The sequence below is a fragment of the Caulobacter sp. genome (assembly GCF_039596335.1).
Classification (GTDB): Bacteria; Pseudomonadota; Alphaproteobacteria; order Caulobacterales; family Caulobacteraceae; genus Caulobacter.
Genome location: NZ_JBCNJZ010000006.1, coordinates 199,310 through 221,601, shown reverse-complemented (window position 1 = coordinate 221,601; position 22,292 = coordinate 199,310). Strand labels below are relative to the sequence as shown.

Sequence of the window (22,292 nt, the reverse complement as noted above, 5' to 3'; positions counted from 1 at the left end):
GGGCCTTCTTGTTTCGGCGCTCAGCCCCCCTCAGGGGTTGGTCTTGTAGGTCCAGCGCACGCTGTCGGTCAGGGTCTTGCCGCCAGCCTCGGTCGTCGCCTCAACGAGGTTCTCGCCCTTGACCAGGTCGATCTCCCACACCGCCGCGTGATCCTCGACCAGCACGGTGGTCCAGGCGCCACCGTTCAGCCGCAGGCGCACTGACGGCTGGTTGGAGAACACCTTCACCTTGGCGTGGGCGATCCGCTTGTTGACGTCGCGACGGCTGGTGATGTGCAGCATCGGAACATCCGACCAGTTAGCCTGGTACCAGTAGTAGGCGTCCTTGCGGATCTTGCGGTCCTCGGTGACCAGGCCCTTGTCGTTGATGCCCGCGCGGTCGCCCTCGTTGCGCTTGAACGACGGGAAGTCGAAACCGACCCAGATGAAGTTCGACCACAGGTAAGGACGCTTGCCCAGTTCGCGCCAGTGCACCTCGTGGAAGGTCGTCTGCCACTGCTCGGGATGCCAGTAGCCGTCGGCCACCGGGCGGCGCATGACCGGATCTTCCTGGTGCAGGATGCTGGCGCCCGCGCCGTATTCACTGACCCCGATCGGGCGCTTGGGCATCTTGGCGTGCAGCGCGTCGGCCCACGGGCCGATGTCCTTGGCCTCGGTCCAGTACCAGCCGAAATAGCGGTTGTACGAGACCGTGTCGCTGTGCTGGGCGATCGGATCGTCATCGTTCAGGCAGCAGTGGGCGTAGGTCGTCAGCCCCTTCGGATCCATCGCCTTGGCCGTCGCCTGCAGCGCCGCCAGGATGCGGTTGGGGGCCTCGCCCGAAGCGCGCAGCTCGTTGCCGATGCCCCACAGCGCCACCGACGGGTGGTTGACGTTCTGGGCGATCAGCTCGCGCATCTGCTGGACCAGGTTCTCGCGGAACGCGTCCGACGCATCGTGGTCGTCGATCAGCGGCACCTCGGTGGTCAGCAGCAGGCCCAGGCGGTCGGCCTCGTCATAGACCCGCTGCGGGTGCTGCATGTGGGCCAGACGCAGGGCGGTGACGCCCATGTCGGCCATGATCTTCATGTCCTCGTCGATCTCGGCGTCGCTGACGATCGGGCCCTTGCCGAAGCGCGTCGGCATCTGGATGTTCGCGCCATACAGGGCATAGGGCTTGCCGTTCAGCAGGAAGCGCCCCTCCCCATCCAGGCCGACAGTGCGCACGCCCAGCGGGACATCGGCGGTATCGACCAGCTTGCCGTCCACCCGCACCTCGGTCTTGAGGCGGTAGAGATAGGGCGAGCGGCGACCTTCCCACAGCTTGGGCTTCTTCAAGGTCAGAGCCTGCTGCACCGGCAAGCTCTGGCCGGCGCGGATTCGGGTCATCGCCTGGGCCTGGGCCGCCGTCGCGCCCTTGGCGTCGACGATCCTGGTCACGACCTGGACGCTGGCCGGCGCGGCGCGATCGTTGCGGACCAGCACCTTGGCGCTGATCTTGGCTTGGCCGGCGCTGATGGACTCGGTGCGGCCATAGACGCCCGGACCGCCCCAGTCGGAGAGATCGACATGGACGTCCGAGGCCTCGACTAGGCTGACGGCGCGATAGAGACCGCCGAAGATGAAGAAGTCGCCGTTCAGCGGCGCGAAACGGGTGTTGCGGGCGTTGTCGACCCGCACCGCCAGCACGTTCTGGCCGGCCTTCAGGACTTCGGTGGCGTCGAAGCGGAAGGCCGCATAACCGCCCTCGTGCGTGCCCAGCTTCTTCCCATTCAGATAGACGTCGGCCTTCAGCGCCGCGCCGTCGAACTGCAGGAAGTAGCGCTGGCCGGGCTTGGGCGCATGATCCAGCGCCAGACGGTACCAGGCTGGGCCACGATAGTAGACGCCTTCGGGCTCGCCCCGCGCCTTGGTCCCGCCGACGCCGCTGTCGGCGATGTTGTAGGTGTGTGGTGTCGAGACCGGAGCCCAGGCCTTGTCGTCGAACGCCACGGCCTCGGCGCCGGGGGCGTCGGCGCGCACGAAGCGCCAGCCGTCGCGCAGCGGGGTCACCTCGGCGGCCTGGGCGCCGAACGCGCACAGCGCGATGCCGGCCAGCAGGCCATTGCGCAGCGATAGGATGGTCATGGCGTCTCTCCGTCCGCTCCTTTACCGGAGCGTGTGTTCAGTGTTCAGGTCAGGCGTTCGACGTCGCGCACGCGCACATCGCGGCTGCGCACGGCGCGGACGGCCGAGCCGGCCGCCAGGCTGGAGCGCACACCATCGACGCTGGCACCCTGCACGTCGTCCAGCAGCACGGCCGGCCGCGCGTCCGGCTTATCGACCGTAAAGCTGACGTCGCGGATCTTGATGTTGCGGGCGTGGCGCACCCACAGGCCGTGGGCCGGGAACGTCTTCATGAAGCTGGGCTCCAGCGACGACTTGGGCCGTTCTTCGATCTCGCGGACGGCGTCCTCGCGCGTGCCGCCGCCGGCCGAGCGCACGTGGATGTCGGTGAAGCTGACGTCCTCGATCAAACCGCCCGGCAGGCCGACCACGCCGCTGGCATAGGGACCCGGCGCGCCGGAGACGTTGATGTTGGCGAACCGCACGCGGCGCACCTGCGAGGGACCGTTGCCCTTGGGCGCGCGATTGCGGCCCGACAGGCGCACGAAGATCGGGTGATTGACCGGATTGCGCAGCAGGATGTTCGAGAAGGTCACATCCTCTAGGACACCGCCGTCGATGGCGCCCAGTTGCAGGCCGCGGGTGTTCTCGCAGATGCAGTCGGCGATCATGATGTTGCGGAAGCCAGCCGCGCTGTCGGTGCCCAGCTTGATCCGGCCCAGCACGCCGATGTCGTCTACCGACATGTAGGGCGACGGCTGGTAGGTGCCGTCAACGACCGTGCCCAGCAGATAGCCGCTGGTCTTGCAGCCGATCACGCTGATGTCCTCGCAGAAGCGCAGCTCTTTCAGCGCCATGCTGCTCTTCAGAACGATGGCGTCGTCCTTGGGGGCGTTGACGGTGCAGTTGGTGACCTTCACGTCGCGGCAGGCGTCGATGTCGATGCCGTCGCGGTCGGTGTCGACCGTCAGGCCGTCGATCCGGACATTGGTCGAGCCCAGCACGTAGCAGGCGAAGTGGCCGCCCTGCAGGATGGTGAAGTCGCGCAGCAGCACGTTGCGGCAGCGGATCAGGCCGATGCCCTTGTTGCCCCGGCCCTCATAGGCCATCTCGCGCGGAATGGCCCGGCGGGCGGCGTCGGGGCTCAAGCCCTGCTCGGCAGGCGACTTCCAGCCCGCGATGCCGTGCCAGCGCGGCGCCGGGCCTTCGCGATCCAGGCCGATGCCGTGGATCAGGCCCTTGCCGATGATGGCGACGTCATTGACCCCGTCGCCATAGATCAGGCTGTTGTGAAAATGGCTGACGCCATAGTCCTGGAACTGCTCGTCATAGACGCTCTCGGGCAAGTCATAGCGGCCGGCGTGCTTGCGCGGATCGGCGGCCTCGATCACCGAGCCGTTCATCAGCACGATGGTCACGAAGCTCTTCAGGCGGATCGAGAAGCAGAGATAGTGGCCGGGCGGCACCACGACCGTGCCACCGCCAGCCGCCGCCGCGGCCTCGATGGCGCGGTTGATGGCGTCGGAGTCAATGGCGATGCCGTCGCCTTTCGCGCCGTAGTCGCGGACGTTATGGAAGGCCTTCAGCGATCCGCTGGCCCGCACCAGGCTGGGGCTGGCGGCCAGCGCCGCCCCCAGGCCCAGCGTCACGAACCGGCGGCTGAATTCCGCCTTATGGCCAAGCGCGTCGTCCGCCATGCCTCCCCGTCCTCTTCATTATCTAGAGGGTCACATGTTGTATGATGTATTATATTATAGCAACCCTGGAACGGCCTCAGGGACGCGTCTGGGACAGGATCTCGCGGGTGATTTCGGCGGGCGAAGTGACCCCGGTCAGGGCCATGGCCACGCGCATCTCGGCGGCGACCAACTGCAGCAGGCGCGTCACGCCGGCCTGCCCGCCCGCGGCCAGGGCGTAGATATAGGCCCGGCCCAGCATGACGCCGTCCGCGCCCAGGGCCAGCATCCGCACAACGTCCAGGCCGGTGCGCACGCCCCCATCGACCAGCACGGTCATCTGGTCGCCCACCGCTTCGGCGATCGCCGGCAGGGCCCGAGCGCTGGACAGCACGCCGTCCAGCTGCCGGCCGCCATGGTTGGACACCACCACGCCGTCGGCCCCGAAGCGCAGGGCGTCGCGGGCATCCTCCGGGTCCAGGATCCCCTTGATGATGATCTGGCCCTTCCAGACGTCGCGGATCCACTCCAGGTCCTTCCACGAAATGGACGGATCGAAGTTCTCACCCAGCCAGCCGATGTAGTCGGCCAGACCCGTGGCCTTGCCGCGATAGGCCGAGATGTTGCCCAGGTCGTGCGGGCGGCCGTGCAAACCGACGTCCCAGGCCCAGCCGGGCTTGAATACCGCCTGCTTCATACGTCGCACGCCCGACCACGGCCCGCTCATCCCCGAGTGCGGATCGCGATAGCGTGAGCCCGGTACCGGCATATCGACCGTGAAGACCAGTTTAGTGACGCCCAGCGCCATGGCCCGCTCCAGGGCGTCGCGCATGAAGGCGCGGTCCTTGAGGACATAGAGCTGGAACCAGATCGGCCGCCCCGACGCCTCGGTGACGGACTTGGCGTCGCAGACGCTGACGGTCGACAGGACGTAGGGAATGTTCGCCGCCGTCGCCGCCTTGGCGACCTGCAGCTCGCCGCGCCGGGCCGCCATGCCGCCCAGGCCGATCGGGGCCAGCAGCACCGGCATGGCCAGGGTCTCGTCGAACAGCCTGGTCTCCAGGCTCAGCGAAGAGACGTCGCGCAGCACGCGCTGGCGCAGGGCCACTTCGGCCAGATCGTCGATATTGCGCTGCAGGGTCTTCTCGGCGAAGGCCCCGCCGTCGATATAGTCGAACAGGAAGCGCGGCAGCCGCGCCTGGGCGGCGCGCCGGAAATCTGTGGTCGAGGCGATGATCATGTGAGGCGACGCTTCTCGTCCAGCCGCAGCGTCAGGTCCGCATAGGCCGGCATGTCGGAAAGGATGTGGCGGGTCAGGCGCTCGTAGTGCTGGATGAAGACGCCGATCTCGTCGTCGCTCATCGTCCGCGCGCCGTCGCCGACCCGAGCGCGGAGTTCGTGCTCCTGCTGGATGCGCCAGTCACGCACGACCTCGAAGCCGGGCGCGGCCAGAAGCACCAGCCGGTCGAGGCGCGCGAAGAGTTCGGCATAGTCGGTGGCCAGCGCCTGGTTGGCGCGCCGACGCCACGTCGCGTCGGGGTCGCGCTCTTCTTCCAGGGCGTTGACCGGCGTCGTCAGGGCGTCATCGTCCTGGGCCCGCGCGCCGACGCACCAGCCCTCGAAGATCAGCACGTCCAGCGGTCCCTTCACCGGCGTCCCCGCCGGTGCGGGATCGTCGGTCGCCTTGTCGAACCGGGGCAGCACCGCGTCGCCGCCCTCGCGAACCCGGTCCAGCAGGCGGACGCCCTGCGCCGTGTCATGGGTGCCGGGCACGCCGCGCGTGGCGAATAGCGGGTGGACGATCTGGCCCAGCCGCGCCCGCTCCGCGTGGGACAGGTAGAGGTCGTCCAGCGACAGGGTCGCAGCCCGCAGGCCGCGCGCCGCCAGCCGCTGGGTCAGGCCTTCGGCCAGGGTCGACTTGCCGGACCCTTGCGCGCCGCAGACGCCCAGGATGAACGGCCCGTCGCCACGCCAGCCGTCCAGGGCCCGCTCGACGGCGTCAAGCGACGCGGTCATGAGGCGGCTTCCCGTCGAAGAAGGCGTCCAGGTTGTCGGCCACCTTCATGCCCATGGCCGTGCGGGTCTCCAGGGTGGCGCTGCCCAGGTGCGGCAGCAGCACCGCGTTGGGCGCGGCCAGCAGCACCGGATCGACCTTGGGCTCGCCCTGATAGACGTCCAGCCCCGCCCCGGCGATCACGCCATCGGTCAGGGCCTTGGCCAGGTCGGGCTCGTTGATGACCGTGCCGCGCGCCGTGTTGATCAGGATCGCGGTCGGCTTCATCCGCCCCAGCAGGGCCGCATCGACCATGTGGTGGGTTTCGGGACCGCCCGGCGTGTGCAGCGACAGCACGTCCGAGGCCGCCGCCAGGCTGTCCAGACTGTCGTGATAGGTCGCACCGTCCTCGTCGGTCGCGCGCCGGCGGCTGTAATAGGCGATCTGCATGCCCAGCGCGGCCCTGGCCCGCAGCGCGGTGGCCCGGGCGATGCGGCCGTAACCGACCAGGCCCAGGGTCTTGCCGGCCAGCGACTGGCCCAAGAGGTGCGTCGGCCGCCAACCGGCCCACTGCCCGGCCCGCAGTTCGCGCTCGCCCTCCCCGGCCCGCCGGCTGGTCATCAGCATCAGCAACACGGCCAGCTCGGCGGTCGCATCGGTCAGGACGTCCGGCGTGTTCGTCACCACCAGGCCGGCGGCCTTGGCGGCCCCTAGGTCGATGTGCTCGAAGCCCGCGCCATAGTTGGCGATAATCTTCACCCGCGCGTTCGGAACCGACAGCACCTGGGCCGGCACCTTGTCCGACACCGTCGGGCACAGGGCGTCATACTGCGTCATCGCCGCCGCCAACTGGTCGAGCGTCAGCGGCGTGTCGGTCGCGTTCAGCGTCACGTCGTAGCGCGCGGCCAAGCGTTGCTGGACGGCGTCTGGCCATTGGCGGCTGATCAGGATCTTCGGCTTCATGCTCTCAACTCAGATCAGGCCGCGCCGGGCCAGGTTCCGCATCAGGTCCGCGACGCCGAAGGTCCACGGCTCGCACGCATCGGTCGGACGCACGCGGTTGACCAGCGCGCCCAGCTCGTCGCAGGCGATGCGGACCACGTCGTTCGTCGCGTGGGTGAATCCCTTGCCGCTTTCGTAGCGGTCCTCAACCGGGGCAAACAGGGTTCCCAGGAACAGCACCAGTCCGTCCGGATAGCGGTGATGCGCGTTGATCGCCTGGGCGACCAGGTCCGCCGGCGCGCGGCTGATCTCGCTCAGTGATGAGCGGCCGCGCATCGTAAAACCCTCCTCGCCGGTCACGGTCAGGGCGATCTCCAGACGGCCCACGGTGTCGAGGTCGAAGGTCTCGTCGAACAGCCGCACAAACGGACCCACGGCCGCGGCGGCGTTGTTGTCCTTGGCCTTGCCCAGCAGCAGGGCCGAGCGCCCCTCGACGTCACGCAAATTGACGTCGTTGCCTAGGGCCGCGCCGACGATCCTTCCAGCCGACGACACCGCCAGCACGACCTCGGGCTCGGGATTATTCCAGGTCGAGGCCGGATGCACCCCGACATCGGCGCCCGTGCCGACCGATGACATCGGCTGGCCCTTGGTGAAGATCTCGGCATCCGGACCGATGCCGACTTCCAGATACTGGCTCCAGGCGCCGGCGGCGATCAGGGTTTCCTTCAGCGCCGCGGCCTCGGGCGAGCCGGGCTTCAGCCGCCGCAGGTCGTCGCCGACCAGGTCGCGGATTTGGCCGCGCAGGCCGGCCGCCGCCGACAGGTCGCCGCGCGCCCGCTCCTCGATCACCCGCTCCAGCATCGAGGTGACGAAGGTCACCCCGGCCGCCTTCACCGCCTGCAGATCGATCGGCGACAGCAGCCAGGGCTCGGAGGCGTCGCGCGTGTCGGGATCGGTGTTGGCCAGGACGTTGGCCAGTAAGCCCAGGTCCGCGCCCTCGGCCGCGCGGAGGGCGCCGGCCGGGTCCTCGGCCTCGCACAGGTCGCGGGCGGTCGGGAACGCCCGCGAGACGTCGGTCAGGCGCTCGCCATCGACGCGGACCACCGCCGGGCCGTACGGCGTCTGGACGCGGCCGAACAGCAGGGCCCGCGCGTCGGCGGGCAGGATGTCGGAGGGCTGAAGACGCATGGCTTACCGGCGCTTGAACACGGGCGGACGCTTTTCGGCGAAGGCCGCGCGGCCTTCGGCGGCGTCTTGGGTAGCGAAGCAGATGGTCTGCAGGTCGCGCTCGTACTCCACGGCCTTTTCGTAGGGCATGGCGTGGGCGGCCTTCAGGTTCAGCTTGGCGGTCTCGGCGGCGATCGGCGCGCGCGAGGCGATGATCTCGGCGATCGCCACGGCCCGGGCCAGCAGGTCCGCAGGCGCGGTGATCTCGCTGACTAGGCCCCATTGCTTGCAGGTCTCGGCGTCCACGACATCACCGGTCAGGATCATCAGCGCCGCGTTCGAGGCCCCGATCGAGTGGACCAGTCCGGCCGCCATGCCGCCGCCGCCGATCCAGCCCAGCTTGATCTCCGGCGCGGCGAACTTGGCCTTGGTCGAGGCGATGCGGATGTCGCAGCTCATCGCCGTCTCCAGCCCGCCACCCAAGGCGTAGCCGTTGACGGCGGCGATGGTCGGCTTCCGGCACAGGCGCACCGCATCGCAGTAGTCGCCCCGATTGCGGAAATCCCAGGGGGTCTCATACTGGTCCAGCGTCGAGATGTCCGACCCGGCGCAGAACGCCTTCTCCCCGGCCCCGGTGATGACCACGCAACGGATCGTATCGGAGGCGTCGACTTCAGCGATCGCGGCCTCGATGGCCTTGGCCATGTCGGGGGTCACCGCGTTCAGCTTCTGCGGGCGGTTCAGGGTGATGACGGCGACGTGGCCCGTCACCTCGAACAGAACGTCTTGGCTCATCGTCTCAAGTCCTCAGATCTCGGCGCCCGCCGGGCGGTGGCGCTCGAACAGCGCCAGCAGTTCGTCCAGCACCCGGTCGGCCGGCTCGCCGCCCTCCAGACCCATGCGAATGCGCTGCGAGGCCGCCGTCTGGAAGGCGATCGCCCCGTCGTGGCGCGGTCGCAGGCTAGCGCCGTCCAGGGTGGCGTAGGTGTCAGCGTAGAAGCCGCCCCAGCGGGCGTTGACGGCCGGATCGCGCCAGGCGCTCTTCAGGGCCGGCTGGCCTTCGTGTTCGGGGATGAAGCCGCGCTGGGCTTCCTCCGACATCAGCCAGCGCAGGTGGTCCAGGAGTTCCGACGTCACCTTGCACCAGCGCGAGACGCCGATACCCGTGCCGCCCAGGATCGAGCCCACCGGTCCGTCGACCGTCACGCGCGGCGCATCCGCGAAGCCCAGGGCGCCGCCGGGGGCGTAGTTCACATAGCCATAGACCAGTGGGCAGACTGCCACGTCGTCGTGGCGGCTCATGTGCTCCAGGATGCCGATCGGGTTCAGCGGCCGCAGCGCCTGGGGGCTTTTGGCCGCCAGACGGGCCATCAGGTCCCAGGCCGCGCGGGCCTCGACGCGGTCGCGGAACGTCCCGCCATGGGCCGCGCAGATCGACTGGAAGGTCAGGGCCGCGTGCGGGCCCGACAGCGACAGGGCGACGCCGCCGGTCTCCGACAGCCGAGCGACCTCGTCCCACAGCACTGGCGGGGCTTCCAGGCGGTTGCGGCGCCAGGCCATGACCTGGGTCGCGGCATCCTGCGGCAGCGCCCAGTGCTGCCCGGCATAGTGGTAGCTGGCCAGGCTCTTGCCCATGGCCTGGTCGCGCCAACCGGCGATCTCCTCGGCGGAGAACAGCGCTTCCAGCGGCTGCAGGCAGTGGGCGGCGACCGCCTCGCCGACATGCGGATGGTCCAGCACCACCAGGTCGTACAGCGCGCACTGCTCGCCGATCGGCCGCTCCTCGAAGCCCTCCAACGAGTGGCGCTCCCAGGTCAGGGAAAGACCGTCGCGGGCCGGATCCAGGCGGGCGGCCGCCGCTTCCAGGGCCTTGTAGCCACGCGGATGGTCCCAGGTCAGGCCCCGAAAGGCGGGCGCGCTCATGCCGAGCGGACCACGCCGGCCTGGATCAGGGCCTCGATCTCCTCGGGCGAGCGGCCGGCCTGGGCCAGGATCTCACGGGTGTGCTCGCCGACCACCGGCGCGCCACGCTCGATGGTCGACGGCGTCTTGGAGAACTTGATCGGGAAGCCCGGCGCCTTCACCCGGCCCTCGGTGGCGTGGTCGTACTCGACGAACGTGCCATTGTGCTGGATCTGCGGATCCTGGACGAGGTCGGCATAGCCGTAGACCGGGCCGCACCAGATGTCGTGGGCGCGGAACAGCTCTAGCCACTCAGCGCTGGTGCGGTTGACCAGCCGCTTGCGCACGCAGGCGAAGATCTCGTCGCGATGCGTCCAGCTGTCGGTCTCGTCGTCCAGGTCGGCGAAGAACGGCTCCTCGATCAGCGCACCCAGGGTCTTCAGCGAGGCCATGGCGATCGAGATATAGCCGTCGGCGGTCTGGTACACGCCGTACGGCGCGCGGATGTAGGTGTGGGCGTGCGGCTCGGCCGAACGGGTCTGCGGCTTGCCGCCGACCGTGAACACCGACAGCTCTTGCATCTGGATGGTGGTGATGGCGTCCAGCATGTTGATCTGGACCAGCTGCCCCTCGCCCGTCCGCTCGCGGTGGAACAGCGCCGCCAGCGCGCCTTCGAAAGCGGTGTAGGCGGTGATGGCGTCGACCAGATACTGGCCCGCCGGCTGCGGCGGCTGGTCCGCCGACCCCGAGGACATCATCGCCCCCGACATCGCCTGCAGCAGCAGGTCCTGGCCGGGATAGTTCTTGTAGGGCCCGTCCTCGCCATAGCCCGACATCGAGACATAGATCAGGCGCGGATTGATCTTCGACAGGGTCTCGTAGTCGACGCCCAGCCGCTGGGCCACGCCCGGACGATAGTTCTGCAGGAAGACGTCGGCGGTCTTGACCATCTCCAGCAGCAGGGCCTTGCCCTCGGCGCTCTTCAGGTCGACGGCCAGCGAGCGCTTGTTGCGGTTCAGAGACAGGAACGAGACGTTGATCTGGTTGCCGCGCGCACCGCCGGCCGAGACGTGGCGCTGCCACTCGCCGGTCGTCGGCTCGACCTTGATGACGTCGGCGCCCATGTCGCCCATGCGCTGGGCGGCGAACGGGCCGGCCATGGCGATCGAACAGTCGAGAACGCGGATTCCGCTGAGGATACCCATTATAATCAAAGACCTTTTGGCTGGATCAACTCATCACCCAGCCGCCGTTCACATGCAGCGTCTGGCCGGTGATGAAGCCCGCCGCGTCGGCGGCGAAGAAGGCGATGGCGTGGGCGATGTCGCCGACATGGCCGCGGCGCTTGATCGCCTGGCTGTCGAGGACATGGCGGGTGTAGCCCTCGGGATCGGGATGGATCTTCTCGGCGTCGGTCGGGAAGGCACCTGGCGCAATGGCGTTGACGGTGATCCCGTAAGGCCCGAACTCGCGCGCCCAGGCCCTCGTCAGGCCGACTAGCGCGCCCTTGGAGGCGACATAGGGCGAGAGGTTGGCCCATTCGCCCGAGATAGTGATGCTGGAGATGTTAACGATGCGGCCGAAGCCCTTGGCGCGCATGGCCGGCAGGGCCTCCTGCACCGCCACGATCGCCGCGTCGACATTGACCCGCTGGACCAGTTGATGGTCCTCGATCGTGTAGTCCTCGAACGGCTTCGACGGATAGATGGCGGCGTTGTTGATCACCACGTCGAAGCCACCGACCTGAGCCAGCAGCACGCGCAACGCGGCGCGGAAGCCTTCCAGTTGCGACAGGTCCGAGGTCGAGACGATCAGCTTGCCGGCCGATACGCCCTCGGCGGCGGCCTTCAGCTGCGCCACCTTCGCCGGGTCGTTGTCGACGGCCACGACGGTGGCGCCGCGCGCCATCAGTTGCAGCGTGGTCTGTTGTCCCAGCCCCCCGGCCGCGCCGGTGTAGAGGATGACCTTGCCGTCGAGGTCGAGAGCCATCTCAGCGCCCCCCGATGGCGGGATAGACGCCCGACGGCGCGGGATAATCCTCCGCCGGCTGGCGGGCGACGCCTTCGATGCGGGTCACGGCTTCGGAGACGGCGGCCGCGTCGGGCAGGATGCGGAAGACGCTGTCGTAGCGGCGCTCCTCGCCGTGCTCCAGCAGGATCAGCTCGCCGCGCTCGCGGGCGAAGTCCTTGCCCAACACGTGGTTGGTCGAGGGCTCGATACCCAGAGCATAGTGGCCAGCGTGCAGGTTCTGCCACTCGTACATGGCCGGGAACTGCGACTTCAGGGTCTGGACCTCGAAGCCGAAGCCCAGGGCCTCGTTGACCAGGGCGACATTGACCTTGCCCTCGGCGTCGGGGGCCATGTCATGCTGCCAGACCTGTTCGTGGAAGTTGCGGATCGGCGCCGGCAGGGTGCGATAGCCGACACCCTGTTTCTGGTAGTCCTCGCCGGCATGAGCGGCCCAGACCACGTCGCGGATCGGGGCCACGTAGCGCGAGCCCTCGGCCAGCACCGGATAGCCGGCATTGATGTGGTAACAGTACATGTGCGGCGTCGTGTAGAAGCCGTGATTGACCACCCGGTCGTGCAGGCGGATCTCGTCGCTGCCGACGGTCGCCTCAATGCGGCGGATCAGGTGCAGATCTTCGCCGAACACCGTCGACTGCTGGACCACGCCCTCGGCCCACAGGATGCAGTCGTCGCCGTCCCAGCGCTCGCCATAGCCGGTCAGCCGGGCCGGGATCGTGCCGATGCGGCCGTGCAGGGACGAGCTGACGGCCTTCTTGGGGCCGTAGAAATAGTGGCCGGCCAGGTCGTCGTGCATGAACAGCACATGGTCCAGGCCGCAGGTGACCATCAGGCCCGAGAACGAGCGGAACCACGAGAGACCGCCCTCCCCCTCGTACTCGTGCAGGCCTGGATGACGGAAGCCCGAGGGCGAGTGCCAGCCGATCGCGCGGCCGTTGTGCTCGCACTCGGCGATGTCCATGGCCCGGTCGACCAGGACGGTGAAGCGCAGACCCGTGCCGGTGCGGAATTCCAGCTGGCGCACACCGCGCTCGACGCCGTCACCCAGGGTCGACAGCCGCACGCCGGCAAACTGCGACAGCGCGCCGGTGCGTTCGGCCAGGGCGCGCCGAGTCAGCTTTTCTCCGTACAACTGGGCCACGCCTTGCCTCCCTGACATCGGCTCGGTAAGATAATATGTATGATGTTTATAAGAGCCGAGATGATCCCGTCAACGACCTTGTCGAGGCCGATGTGAGCGCCACCACCCGCCGCTGCTTCGCGGTCGACCTGCACGACGACCCGGCCCAGATCGCCCGCTATCGCGCCTGGCACGCGGCCGGCAGCCCGCCGCCTGCGATTACCGCAGCGATCCGCGCCGATGATGTGCGCGAACTCGAGATCTGGCTGGTCGGCGATCGGATGTTCATGATCCTGGAACAGGGCGACCAATACGACCCAGCCGCCAAGGCCGCTCGCGACGCCGCCAACCCGGACGTCCAGGCTTGGGACGCGCTGATGCGCACCTTCCAGAAATCCCTGCCCTTCGCGCCTGAACAGACTTGGGTGGAGATGGCGCGAATTTTCGCCTTGTCTGAACAGCCCTAGCTCAAGCTGCGCTCTAGCGCGTCAGTGTCGCTGTGAAAGAACGGCAGCGCTCGGCTGCGAGCTCCAGCCCACGAAATACGGATCGCGACGCGCGCTGTGCGCGTCAGCAGCGAAAAACGCGGCCATGATCGGTGAATAATTTCACATCGCTAGGCGCGACTTGTGAATTCACGCAGGCGAACACGCGAAGTCGGCGCTTTTCGCGTCAACGAAGCCGATTAAGTCGTTGATTCCGTTAGCGAGGCAACGCCTCAGCTCAGAGCTGCCATGGCTAGGGCCGAGGAGGTGAAGCAGCTCTCAAGGAAGTCGCCGACCGCGCGGATAGCGGCGGCGTCCTGAACGTCCTCGGCGAGGATCAGCCAAATCTCGCGCTCCAGCAACAGGCCATCGTCCGGCGCCCGCGCCAAGCCACCCGACAGCGCCTCAGGCAGGGCGGCAACGCCAACGCCGGCAAGGGCCGCCGCGCGGCGCACCAAGAGGTCGCCGCTGCGGAAGACCACCGCCCGACGGCCTGCCTGGACCTTCAGCCAGTCGGCCTCGGGCGAAACGTCCTGCTCGGCCTCATCATCGATGAACTTGAAATCCGCATCCTCGCGGACGTTGAGGTAGCCCGGCGTGGCGAAGAGGCCGAAGCGCAACGCGCCCAGCTTGCGCCCGCCCTTGGCGCCGCCAACGGGCCTTCCCCACTGGACGACGAGATCGGCTTCGCCGCTGGCGGCGTCCAGGCGCAGGATCAGATCGGGATGCGCTTCGCGTAGCCTGGCCAGCCTGGGCGCGATCAGCACCGCCGACAGCGCCGCCGGCGCATAAACGACGATCTCGCCGGCCAAATTGATCCCGCCGGCGCGGGAAACACGCTCGATGGCCAGAGACTCGGTTAGCATGCGGTCGGCCAGCCGGGCGACATGCTCACCGTCACCGGTAAGGATGTAGGCCCGTGGCTTCCGTTCGACGAGTTCCAGGCCCAGCTGCGCCTCCAGGGCGGCGATGCGGCGGGCGACGGTGACGTGGTCGACCGCCAGGGTCCGCGCCGCCGCCGACAACGAGCCGCGCTGCGCGAACACCGAAAAGTGCCTCAGATCCTCCCAGTCGAACATGTGTGCTTTTCCACATCTGAACGGGATAGTTGTGCAATTTATTGGTGTCACGCCTGGCGAGCAGGCGTCAAGTGATCCTCAAGACGCCTCGACAAAGCCCTTCGCCCGCAATTTCAGCGGTTGGGCGCGTGGATCATGCTCGAACATCAACCCGCCCTGAGCGCCCGACTGCTCGGGAATATAGTCGAAGGTAGCATTTGCCGTCTCCGGCGTCGCGCCGGTCAGTTCGCCCTCCACGACGACTTGGGCTGCCGCCGCGCCACCGTGGTTGAAGGCCTCGATCTGGGCGACATAGCCGTACGGCGTGGCCGTGACCTTGGTTAGTCGCACCTCGATAGCCGGCGGCCCTTCGACACCGAACGCCGCATCCCAGGCTGTCATGCCGATGGCAGCAACGGCCAAGCACAAACCGATCCCGGCCGCGGCCCATTCCAGCGGTGGGATGTCATTCTTCGGCGAGGCCGTGCCCTTGGTGGCCGGTGTCTTACGCGCCGTGGCCTTTCGCGTCGTCGTTTTGCGGGCCTGGGCCATCAGACCACCAACCGCGCGGTGGCCGCACCCAGGGCCGCCGGGAAGCCCAGCACGACGGTCATGGTGGCGATCTCGTGCGGGGGCACCCCATCCGTCCGTCCGAAGGTCCACAGCATGTAGAGGCTGACCATCAGGGCCACGCCATAGCCCGGCGCGGTAAAGGCCACGAAGGTGCGCCGAAACCCGCCTGCCTCGCGCCGCCTGGCCTGCCCCGGGAATCCCAGCCGATAGACATAGAGGTGTAGCAGCACGATCGAAGCCGTCATCAGCAGCAGGGTCTGCAACGGCCCCATCTGGTAGGCGATCAAGATCATCTCCTCGGTCGGGGCGACATTGAAGGCCAAGAAGGTCGCGCCCACGGCCATCAGAAAGAGCTCGCCCATAGTCCCTGCCCTAGCCTTCTCACGCCGGCCGGGGCCGCGTTCGCCCAGTTGTTTTCCGGCCAGCAGCGCGCCAATGGCGGCTGGTGCGGCGCACAGTGAGATCTTGCCCCAGACGGCCTGCGAGCCGACGCCATCGCCGCTGAGCACACCGAACACCGCCAGCAGCGCCGCCGACAGCAGAAACCCGACGCCGAACGCGGCCAAGGCGTCCAGTACCTCGTCCTTCAGCCGGAAGGTCGGCTCGAAGCCGGAATAGTACGAAAGCCCGATCAGCATCGGGATCGTCAGCACCAGGAAGATCACCAGCCGCCAGCGGTCGACCGTCATGCCCAGCGACCACATCTCCATGGTCATCAGCAGCGGGAACGAGAACAGCAGCGCACCGCCGAACGCCCGCGCCAGGGCATTGCCGTAGTCGAGATTGGCGTCCCTGGCGGCGCTCACCGGCGCATCCTCCCCAATTGCAAATCGGCCAACGGTCAGGCTTGGCGGCCGGTTCCGTCGCATATCCAGTGGGAACAGCCCTGCCGCCTGCGGATTTGCCAAAGGAGCTCCACCGGAAAGCCCCCCCCCTTCATGTCGAATACCGACCGTCTATGGCTGCCCTATTGCGGCGCGGGGCCCACGCCGGCCGAGCTGTGGACACGCTGGAACCTCGATCCTATCGCCCTGGCGTTGATTGCAGGGCTAGGCGCGGCTCTAATCGCTTTCGCGCCCGGGCGCCGTCGCTTCGCGATCGCCGCAGTCGCCGCGCTGCTCGTCATTTTCGTCTCGCCGTTGTGCGCCCTGAGCTCGGCGCTGTTTTCGGCCCGGACCGTCCACCACGTGCTACTGACCGTCGCCGCCGCGCCGCTGATCGCCTGGGCCATGCCTGATCCGCGGGGTAAGCCGCAGGTAGCGATAACCACCCTGCTCTTCACCGCCGTATTCTGGGGCTGGCACGCACCGGTCGCCTATGGCTGGGCGATGTCGAACAACTTAGTTTACGGCCTGATGCAGGCGGGCCTGCTGGTCAGCGCCGTCGCCGCCTGGCGCGCCGTCCGCGCCGCGCCGCCGCCTGCCGCTGTGGCCGGGCTGCTTGGGGCCATGGTGCTGATGGGCCTGTTGGGCGCGATCCTGACCTTCACGCCGCGTGCCCTCTATGCGCCGCACGCGCTGACGACCACCGCCTGGGGCCTGACGCCGATCGCCGACCAGCAGCTGGCTGGGCTGATCATGTGGATCCCGGCCGCGGCGGTCTATCTGGTCTTCGCTCTGTCGATCCTGGGCCGGCTGCTGCGGCCCCAGCCCGTGGTCCAGCCGGCATGATCGACAGGCTGATCGAGAACATCTTCGAATGGGCGGCTGGCCACGCCGATGAAGGCCGCTATTCGCCGGTCGCCATCGTCTTCCACTGGACCATGGCGGGCCTGGCGATCTTCCAGCTGGGCTGGGGCTTCTGGATGGGCCGCGCGCCTGCCGGGCCGGGCATGATGGCCGCCTACGAGCTGCATTTCGCGGTCGGGGTCGTGATGCTGGTCCTGGTGCTGGGCCGGCTGGGCTGGCGGCTGTTCGCCCCCGACATCATCAATGACGCCGACAAGCCTGGCTGGGAGAGCGCCGCCGCCCACGTCACCCACTACGTCTTCTACACCTGCCTGCTAGGCCTGCCGCTGAGCGGCTGGGCGATCGTCTCGGCTACGGCGCGCGAGACGCAGCTGACCCTGTTCGGCCTCGTCCCGTGGCCGCTGATGCCGCTGGGCGCGCTGAGAAATCCGAACCTATGGGCCATTGAGGCCGCCGCCGAGTGGATGCATTGGGGCCTGGTGCTGAGCCTGCTGGCGCTGATCCCGATCCACGCGGGCGCGGCGCTGAAGCACCACCTCATCGATCGAGACGACGTCCTTCACGGGATGCTGCCGATCGTGCCGCAGCGGACGCCGCGGCGGACGCGCTGGCAGCGTCGCTGGCGGGCGCTGGAGAAGCAGGTCGCCGCTCTAACCAGGCCGCTACGGCGTCGACTTCTGCCGAAGTGAGCTTGCGGGCGATGTCGGTCATGGCCGCGCGGGGATCGTTGCGGCGCTTGCCCGCCCGCCAGCGATCCATCTGCTCGCGAGTGTAGGCCGCCGGCTGGCCGGCGAGCGCCGGCTGCCCCCGCCCGACGCCTTCGCCGTCCGCGCCATGGCAGGATGCGCAAGCCGTCAGCCCGCGCGCGGGATCGCCATCGCGCCAGATGGCCGGCGCGGGGCTCATATCCGCGATGGAGACCTTCGGCTTCAGGCCGGCGTAGTAAGCGACCACCGCCCGGCGCGCATCGTCGTCCAGCGCCTTGGCCACCGCCGTCATGACCGGGTCCGGCCGGATGCCCGAGGCATAGTCCTCCATCTGCTTTTGCAGATAGCCGGCGTCGAGGCCCGCCAGGCGCGGAACCGAGACGCCGTCGCCCTCGCCGTCCAGCCCGTGGCAGGCGAAGCAGGCGTTGGCGGGCCCGCCCGCACCGCCGCTCATGGCCGTCACCCGCCCCGTGGCGGTCAGCGCTTGGTCGGTCCGACTGACCGACCGATCGCAGGCCGTCGCCGTCAGGGCCGCCAGGACGAGGAGAAGCTGGGATGCGCGCACAGCGGCTAAACCGGCGCACAGCGGCTCAGTTCCCATGATCGCAATCGGAACCTTGGCCACGCCGGAGGGTTGAGGCTGCGTTGAGTTTCTGTGGGGATGGCGTGCGCGGAGCGGCGGGAGCAGCAATGATTGGCCTGGCCAGCGCGGGTCTGGCCGCCTGCGTCGAGAAAGGTCCGGACGGGCCGCAGATCGCCGGCGCCGATCCCGCGCGAGGGCTGACGCTGGTCGAGAGCCACGGCTGCGGCGCCTGCCATGTCATTCCTGGCGTCGACTGGCCGCGAGGCCAGGTCGGCGGATCCCTGAAAGGCTTTGCGAGCCGCACCCTGATCGCCGGCAAGCTGCCCAACCAGCCCGATGCCCTGGTGCGCTGGCTGCGCGATCCGCCGGCCCTGTCGCCCGACACCGCCATGCCCGCCACGGGGCTTTCCGAAGCCCAAGCCCGCGACGTCGCGGCCTATCTCTATACGCTCGATGACCGATAGGACCGCCCACGAGAGCCTGGCCGGCTGGCCGCCGCCGGTGCTGGATCCGGCAGGGCCGTTCGCCGCGCCGCTGAACACCCTGACCTGGGGCCTGCTGGCCATGGCGGCCGGGGTCACGCTGGTGGTCGTGGTCGCCATGGGCGTGGCGCTGTTCGGACCACGCGCCTGGCGGCAGAAACTGGGCGGCGAACGACTGATCTGGATCGCGGGTCTGGGCTTTCCGCTGGTGGTGCTGACCGCCCTGCTGATCTGGGGCCTGTCCCTGACCAACCGCCTGGCCGAGACCCCGCAGCCGGGCGATCTGCGCGTGCGGGTCACCGGCGAGATGTGGTGGTGGCGAGTGGCCTATCTGGACGAGACCGGCCGCGAGACCTTCCAGGACGCCAACGAGATCCACATCCCGGTCGGCCGTCCGATCGCCTTCGAGCTGGAGTCGACCGACGTCATTCACAGCTTCTGGGTGCCACGCCTGGCAGGCAAGCTGGACATGATCCCCGGCCGCCGCAACGTCCTGCGCCTGCAGGCCGACAAGCCCGGGACCTATGCCGGCCAGTGCGCCGAATACTGCGGCGGGGCCCACGCTCTGATGGCCTTCGTCGTCGTCGCCCACACGCCCGAGGATTATGAGCGCTGGCGCGCCCAGGCCAGCCGGCCGGCCGCGATCCTACCCGCCCACAACGCCGGTGCGGCGGCCTTCGATCGCGCCGGCTGCGGGGCCTGCCATACGGTGCGTGGCGCCTCGGCCAATGGCGTCGCCGGACCGGACCTTACCCATGTCGGATCGCGCCAAACGCTAGGCGCGGGCGTGCTGCCCAACAATGCGGGAACCATGGCCGGCTGGATCGCCGACAGCCAGGCGATCAAGCCCGGCAACCGCATGCCCGCCTATCCCGTCCTGACCGGCCCCGAGCTGCGCGCCATCTCCGGCTATCTCGAGAGCCTGAAGTGAGCCAGGAGCCCTCGGAAACCGGCTTCGACCGTTCGCTCTACGACCGCTTCCCGACCACGGGCCGCCGGCCCAAGGGCGAGGTCGAGGCGCTGGAAGATATCTGGTGCGGCCCCAAGGGCTGGCAGTGGATCACGGTGATCAACAACAACTATGTCGGCGTCTACTATGTCGGCGCGGCCATGCTGTTCTTCGTGCTGGCCGGCATTCTGGCCCTGGTCATGCGGACCCAGCTGGCCCTGCCGCTGAACGGGGTGCTGGCGCAGGAGACCTACAACCAGCTCTTCACCATGCACGGCACGGTGATGATGTTCCTGTTCGCGGTGCCGGCGGTCGAGGCGCTGGGTGTGCTGCTGCTGCCCCAGATGCTGGGGGCGCGCGACCTGCCCTTCCCACGCCTGTCGGCATACGCCTTCTGGGCCTATCTGATCGGTGGGCTGGCGTTCTTCTGCTCGATCTTCTTCGGCTTGGCCCCGGACGGCGGCTGGTTCATGTACCCGCCGCTCACCTCGACCACCTATTCACCAGGGATCAACGCCGACTTCTGGCTGCTGGGCATCGGCTTCATCGAGATCTCGGCCATCGCCGGGGCCATCGAGATCATCGTCGGGGTGCTGAAGACCCGCGCCCCGGGCATGAGCCTCGACAAGCTGCCGATCTTCGCCTGGGCTATGCTGGTCTTCGCCGGCATGATCATCATCGCCTTCCCGTCGGTGATCCTGGCCACCACGCTGCTGGAGCTGGAGCGGGCGCTGAACTGGCCGTTCTTCGACGCGGCGCGCGGCGGCGATCCGATGCTGTGGCAGCACCTCTTCTGGTTCTTCGGCCACCCGGAGGTCTACATCATCTTCCTGCCGGCGGCCGGGGCGATGTCGACCATGGTTTCGGCGGTGTCGAGAACCCCGCTGGTCGGCCACTGGATGGTGGTGCTGGCCTTCCTGGCCACGGGTTTCATCAGCTTCGGCGTCTGGGCCCACCACATGTTCACCACGGGTCTGCCGAACGGCTCGATCGGGGTGTTCTCGGCCGCCTCCATGGCGGTGAGTTTACCGGCAGGGGTACAGGTCTTCGCCTGGATCGCCACGGTGGCCTCGGGCAAGATGAAGTTCAACACGCCCGGCCTGTTCGTGCTGGGCTCGCTGCTGATCTTCGTGATGGGCGGGCTGACGGGCGTGATGGCGGCCATGGTCCCGTTCGACTGGCAGGCCCACGACACCTATTTCATCGTCGCCCACCTGCACTACGTGCTGATCGGCGGCATGGTCTTCCCCCTGTTCGCGGCGATCTACTACTGGACGCCGATGAGCTCCAGCCGGCCGCTCAGCGAGCGCCTGGGCCGCTGGGTGTTCTGGCTGATGTTCGGCGGCATGCACCTGGCCTTCCTGCCCATGCACTTGTCGGGTCTTATGGGCATGCCGCGCCGCGTCTGGACCTATGCCCCGGGTCGCGACCTGGAGATCCCCAACATGATCTCCACCGTCGGGGCCTTCCTGTTCGCCGTCGGCGTGCTGGTCTGGATCATCGACATGTGCCGCAACTTCCGCCCGTTCGGGGCCAGCGCCGGCAATCCCTACGACGGCGGCGGACTGGAATGGCTGCCGTCCGAGCTCTATTCGATCCGCTCGATCCCCGTAGTGACCTCGCTCTATCCGGTCTGGGACCAGAAGAACCTGGCGCACGATGTCGTGGCCGGCCGCTACTTCCTGCCTGGCGCCCCGACCGGCGGCCGCGAGACCCTGGTGACCAGCCCGCTCAACGCCGAACCCCAGCACCTGTTGCCGATGCCCAAGCCGTCGGGCTGGCACGTCTGGGCGGCGGTGTTCACGGCGGGCTTCTTCCTGCTGCTGACCATCCAGGCCTATGCCGCTTCGGTGATCAGCGCTGTGCTGGCGATCTTCTGCGTCATGCGCTGGTGCTGGTTCCTGGATCATCCCCTGCCCCAGGCCAAGGTCGATGTCGGGGCCGGTATCGAGCTCAAGACCTACGACAGCGGTCCGACCAGCACCGGCTGGTGGGCCATGGTCATCACCCTGGTCGTGGCCGGCATGGTGCTGGCGATGAGCGTCTTCTCGTATGTCTTCCTGTGGAGCCGCTCGACGGCGCCATGGCCTGCGCCGACGGATCTGCTGCCAGCTTTGACGACCGTCGGGCTGAACCTGACGGCGATCGCCCTGGCCTGGCTGGCCAACCGCACGCTGAAGCGCCCGCCGCTGGCGACGCTGCTGATGGTGCTGGCCGGCGTCGCCGTCGCCGCGGCCTGGGGCCTGGATCTGAGCGGCTGGCGCGAGGCGGGTCTGAAAGCGTCGATGAGCGCGCAGGGCGCGATCGTCTACGCCATGCACTCCTGGCAAGGCTTCTTCGTCGGCGTCTGCGGGCTGATGGCGCTGTACGTCGTGCTGCGCTGGCTGTTTGGCTATGTCGGCCCCGACCGGCCGGCGACGATGCAGCTGGTCGGGCTGTTCTTGGACTATGTCGCCGCCCAGGGGCTGGTGCTGCTGTGCCTGCCGCGCCTGCTGGCCCTGGCCGCACCATGAGTGGCTGGAGCACCATGCTGGGCGGCCTGCTGATCTGGCTGCTGCACTTCGGCCTCGTCTATGCCGTGCCTAGCCTGGACGCGATCAAGGCGATGAAGCCGCAGGCGTTCTACACCCTGCACGACGTCTCGACCGCAGGCTGCTTTGGCGTCGCCCTGATCTTGGCGGTCGACTGCTGGCGGCGGGCGGACAAGGCCCCGCCGGAGAAGGCGTTCCGCGACCGGCTCGGCGCCCTGGGCGCGGCGATCGCGGCGGTGGCGATCCTGTTCCAGGCGGCGCCGGACTGGATCGGACGCGCCTGACGGCTTGCCACCGGACCATCGATCGCCGACAACCCC

General features: G+C 68.4%; 21 protein-coding genes and 1 pseudogene. 7 read left to right on the top strand and 15 right to left on the bottom strand.

Features of this window, described 5'->3' with window-relative positions; genetic code table 11:
• Positions 1-30: 30 nt before the first annotated feature.
• The 11 genes from ABDW31_RS14400 to ABDW31_RS14350 all read right to left on the bottom strand — a co-directional run bounded on the left by ABDW31_RS14400 (position 31) and on the right by ABDW31_RS14350 (position 12,937).
• Positions 31-2,106, bottom strand: a complete 2,076-nt coding sequence (locus ABDW31_RS14400) for a glycoside hydrolase family 2 TIM barrel-domain containing protein (RefSeq protein ID WP_184719868.1) — start codon at positions 2,104-2,106, stop codon at positions 31-33.
• Positions 2,107-2,150: 44 nt separating this feature from the next.
• Entirely contained in the window at positions 2,151-3,782 is a 1,632-nt protein-coding gene (locus tag ABDW31_RS14395) for a glycosyl hydrolase family 28-related protein (RefSeq protein WP_184719870.1), read from the bottom strand.
• Between the two features lie 76 nt (positions 3,783-3,858).
• Positions 3,859-5,001 carry an FMN-dependent L-lactate dehydrogenase LldD gene (lldD, locus tag ABDW31_RS14390; RefSeq protein WP_184719872.1) on the bottom strand — a complete coding sequence of 381 codons (1,143 nt, stop codon included), beginning with the start codon at positions 4,999-5,001 and terminating at the stop codon, positions 3,859-3,861.
• Positions 4,998-5,777 (bottom strand): kinase, encoded by a 780-nt coding sequence (locus ABDW31_RS14385; protein ID WP_184719874.1) that lies wholly within the window; start codon positions 5,775-5,777, stop codon positions 4,998-5,000. Before ABDW31_RS14385 ends, lldD begins: the two co-directional genes overlap by 4 nt.
• Positions 5,761-6,717, bottom strand: coding sequence for a D-glycerate dehydrogenase (locus ABDW31_RS14380; protein WP_184719876.1), 957 nt, complete (start codon positions 6,715-6,717; stop codon positions 5,761-5,763). The genes ABDW31_RS14385 and ABDW31_RS14380 overlap by 17 nt, the downstream gene beginning before the upstream one ends.
• Positions 6,718-6,726: 9 nt before the next feature.
• A complete protein-coding gene (locus ABDW31_RS14375; RefSeq protein ID WP_184719878.1) occupies positions 6,727-7,887 on the bottom strand; it encodes a fumarylacetoacetate hydrolase family protein in 1,161 nt (386 codons plus the stop codon).
• A gap of 3 nt (positions 7,888-7,890) precedes the next feature.
• Complete coding sequence (locus ABDW31_RS14370) at positions 7,891-8,661, bottom strand: enoyl-CoA hydratase/isomerase family protein (RefSeq protein ID WP_184719880.1); 771 nt, start codon at positions 8,659-8,661, stop codon at positions 7,891-7,893.
• Positions 8,662-8,673: 12 nt separating this feature from the next.
• Positions 8,674-9,789 carry an extracellular solute-binding protein gene (locus tag ABDW31_RS14365; protein WP_184719882.1) on the bottom strand — a complete coding sequence of 372 codons (1,116 nt, stop codon included), beginning with the start codon at positions 9,787-9,789 and terminating at the stop codon, positions 8,674-8,676.
• Entirely contained in the window at positions 9,786-10,973 is a 1,188-nt protein-coding gene (locus ABDW31_RS14360) for a CoA transferase (protein WP_184719884.1), read from the bottom strand. The genes ABDW31_RS14365 and ABDW31_RS14360 overlap by 4 nt, the downstream gene beginning before the upstream one ends.
• Positions 10,974-10,998: 25 nt before the next feature.
• A complete protein-coding gene (locus ABDW31_RS14355; protein WP_184719886.1) occupies positions 10,999-11,757 on the bottom strand; it encodes an SDR family oxidoreductase in 759 nt (252 codons plus the stop codon).
• Position 11,758: 1 nt separating this feature from the next.
• Positions 11,759-12,937: an aldose 1-epimerase family protein gene (locus tag ABDW31_RS14350; RefSeq protein ID WP_184719888.1), complete on the bottom strand. Its 1,179-nt coding sequence runs from the start codon at positions 12,935-12,937 to the stop codon at positions 11,759-11,761.
• A gap of 92 nt (positions 12,938-13,029) precedes the next feature.
• Here ABDW31_RS14350 and ABDW31_RS14345 point away from each other — a divergent pair, with 92 nt between their 5' ends.
• The gene (locus ABDW31_RS14345) at positions 13,030-13,383 is read left to right on the top strand and encodes an L-rhamnose mutarotase (protein WP_343699069.1); all 354 of its coding nucleotides are present in this window, start codon (positions 13,030-13,032) and stop codon (positions 13,381-13,383) included.
• A gap of 251 nt (positions 13,384-13,634) precedes the next feature.
• Here the strand turns inward: ABDW31_RS14345 and ABDW31_RS14340 are convergent, their stop codons facing one another.
• From ABDW31_RS14340 to ABDW31_RS14330, 3 genes are all read right to left on the bottom strand, one after another.
• The gene (locus tag ABDW31_RS14340; RefSeq protein WP_184719893.1) at positions 13,635-14,480 is read right to left on the bottom strand and encodes a LysR family transcriptional regulator; all 846 of its coding nucleotides are present in this window, start codon (positions 14,478-14,480) and stop codon (positions 13,635-13,637) included.
• A gap of 78 nt (positions 14,481-14,558) precedes the next feature.
• A complete protein-coding gene (locus tag ABDW31_RS14335) occupies positions 14,559-15,011 on the bottom strand; it encodes a hypothetical protein (RefSeq protein ID WP_184719895.1) in 453 nt (150 codons plus the stop codon).
• The gene (locus ABDW31_RS14330) at positions 15,011-15,838 is read right to left on the bottom strand and encodes a TIGR02587 family membrane protein (protein ID WP_343699068.1); all 828 of its coding nucleotides are present in this window, start codon (positions 15,836-15,838) and stop codon (positions 15,011-15,013) included. The genes ABDW31_RS14335 and ABDW31_RS14330 overlap by 1 nt, the downstream gene beginning before the upstream one ends.
• Positions 15,839-15,970: 132 nt before the next feature.
• Between ABDW31_RS14330 and ABDW31_RS14325 the strand changes: the two genes are divergently transcribed.
• Both ABDW31_RS14325 and ABDW31_RS14320 read left to right on the top strand, forming a co-directional pair.
• Entirely contained in the window at positions 15,971-16,702 is a 732-nt protein-coding gene (locus tag ABDW31_RS14325; RefSeq protein ID WP_184719899.1) for a cytochrome c oxidase assembly protein, read from the top strand.
• The gene (locus ABDW31_RS14320) at positions 16,699-17,409 is read left to right on the top strand and encodes a cytochrome b (RefSeq protein ID WP_343699067.1); all 711 of its coding nucleotides are present in this window, start codon (positions 16,699-16,701) and stop codon (positions 17,407-17,409) included. The genes ABDW31_RS14325 and ABDW31_RS14320 overlap by 4 nt, the downstream gene beginning before the upstream one ends.
• A gap of 19 nt (positions 17,410-17,428) precedes the next feature.
• On the opposite strand, the pseudogene ABDW31_RS14315 reads toward ABDW31_RS14320, so the two are convergent.
• Positions 17,429-17,881 (bottom strand): annotated as a pseudogene (locus ABDW31_RS14315) (c-type cytochrome); the annotation flags it as partial.
• A gap of 236 nt (positions 17,882-18,117) precedes the next feature.
• Here ABDW31_RS14315 and ABDW31_RS14310 point away from each other — a divergent pair.
• From ABDW31_RS14310 to ABDW31_RS14295, 4 genes are read left to right on the top strand one after another with little or no spacing between them, the layout of a single operon-like run.
• Entirely contained in the window at positions 18,118-18,474 is a 357-nt protein-coding gene (locus ABDW31_RS14310) for a c-type cytochrome (RefSeq protein WP_184719904.1), read from the top strand.
• Positions 18,464-19,423: a cytochrome c oxidase subunit II gene (coxB, locus tag ABDW31_RS14305; protein WP_184719906.1), complete on the top strand. Its 960-nt coding sequence runs from the start codon at positions 18,464-18,466 to the stop codon at positions 19,421-19,423. The genes ABDW31_RS14310 and coxB overlap by 11 nt, the downstream gene beginning before the upstream one ends.
• Positions 19,420-21,954: a cbb3-type cytochrome c oxidase subunit I gene (locus ABDW31_RS14300; RefSeq protein WP_184719908.1), complete on the top strand. Its 2,535-nt coding sequence runs from the start codon at positions 19,420-19,422 to the stop codon at positions 21,952-21,954. Before coxB ends, ABDW31_RS14300 begins: the two co-directional genes overlap by 4 nt.
• Entirely contained in the window at positions 21,951-22,256 is a 306-nt protein-coding gene (locus tag ABDW31_RS14295) for a hypothetical protein (RefSeq protein ID WP_184719910.1), read from the top strand. Before ABDW31_RS14300 ends, ABDW31_RS14295 begins: the two co-directional genes overlap by 4 nt.
• Positions 22,257-22,292: the final 36 nt, after the last annotated feature.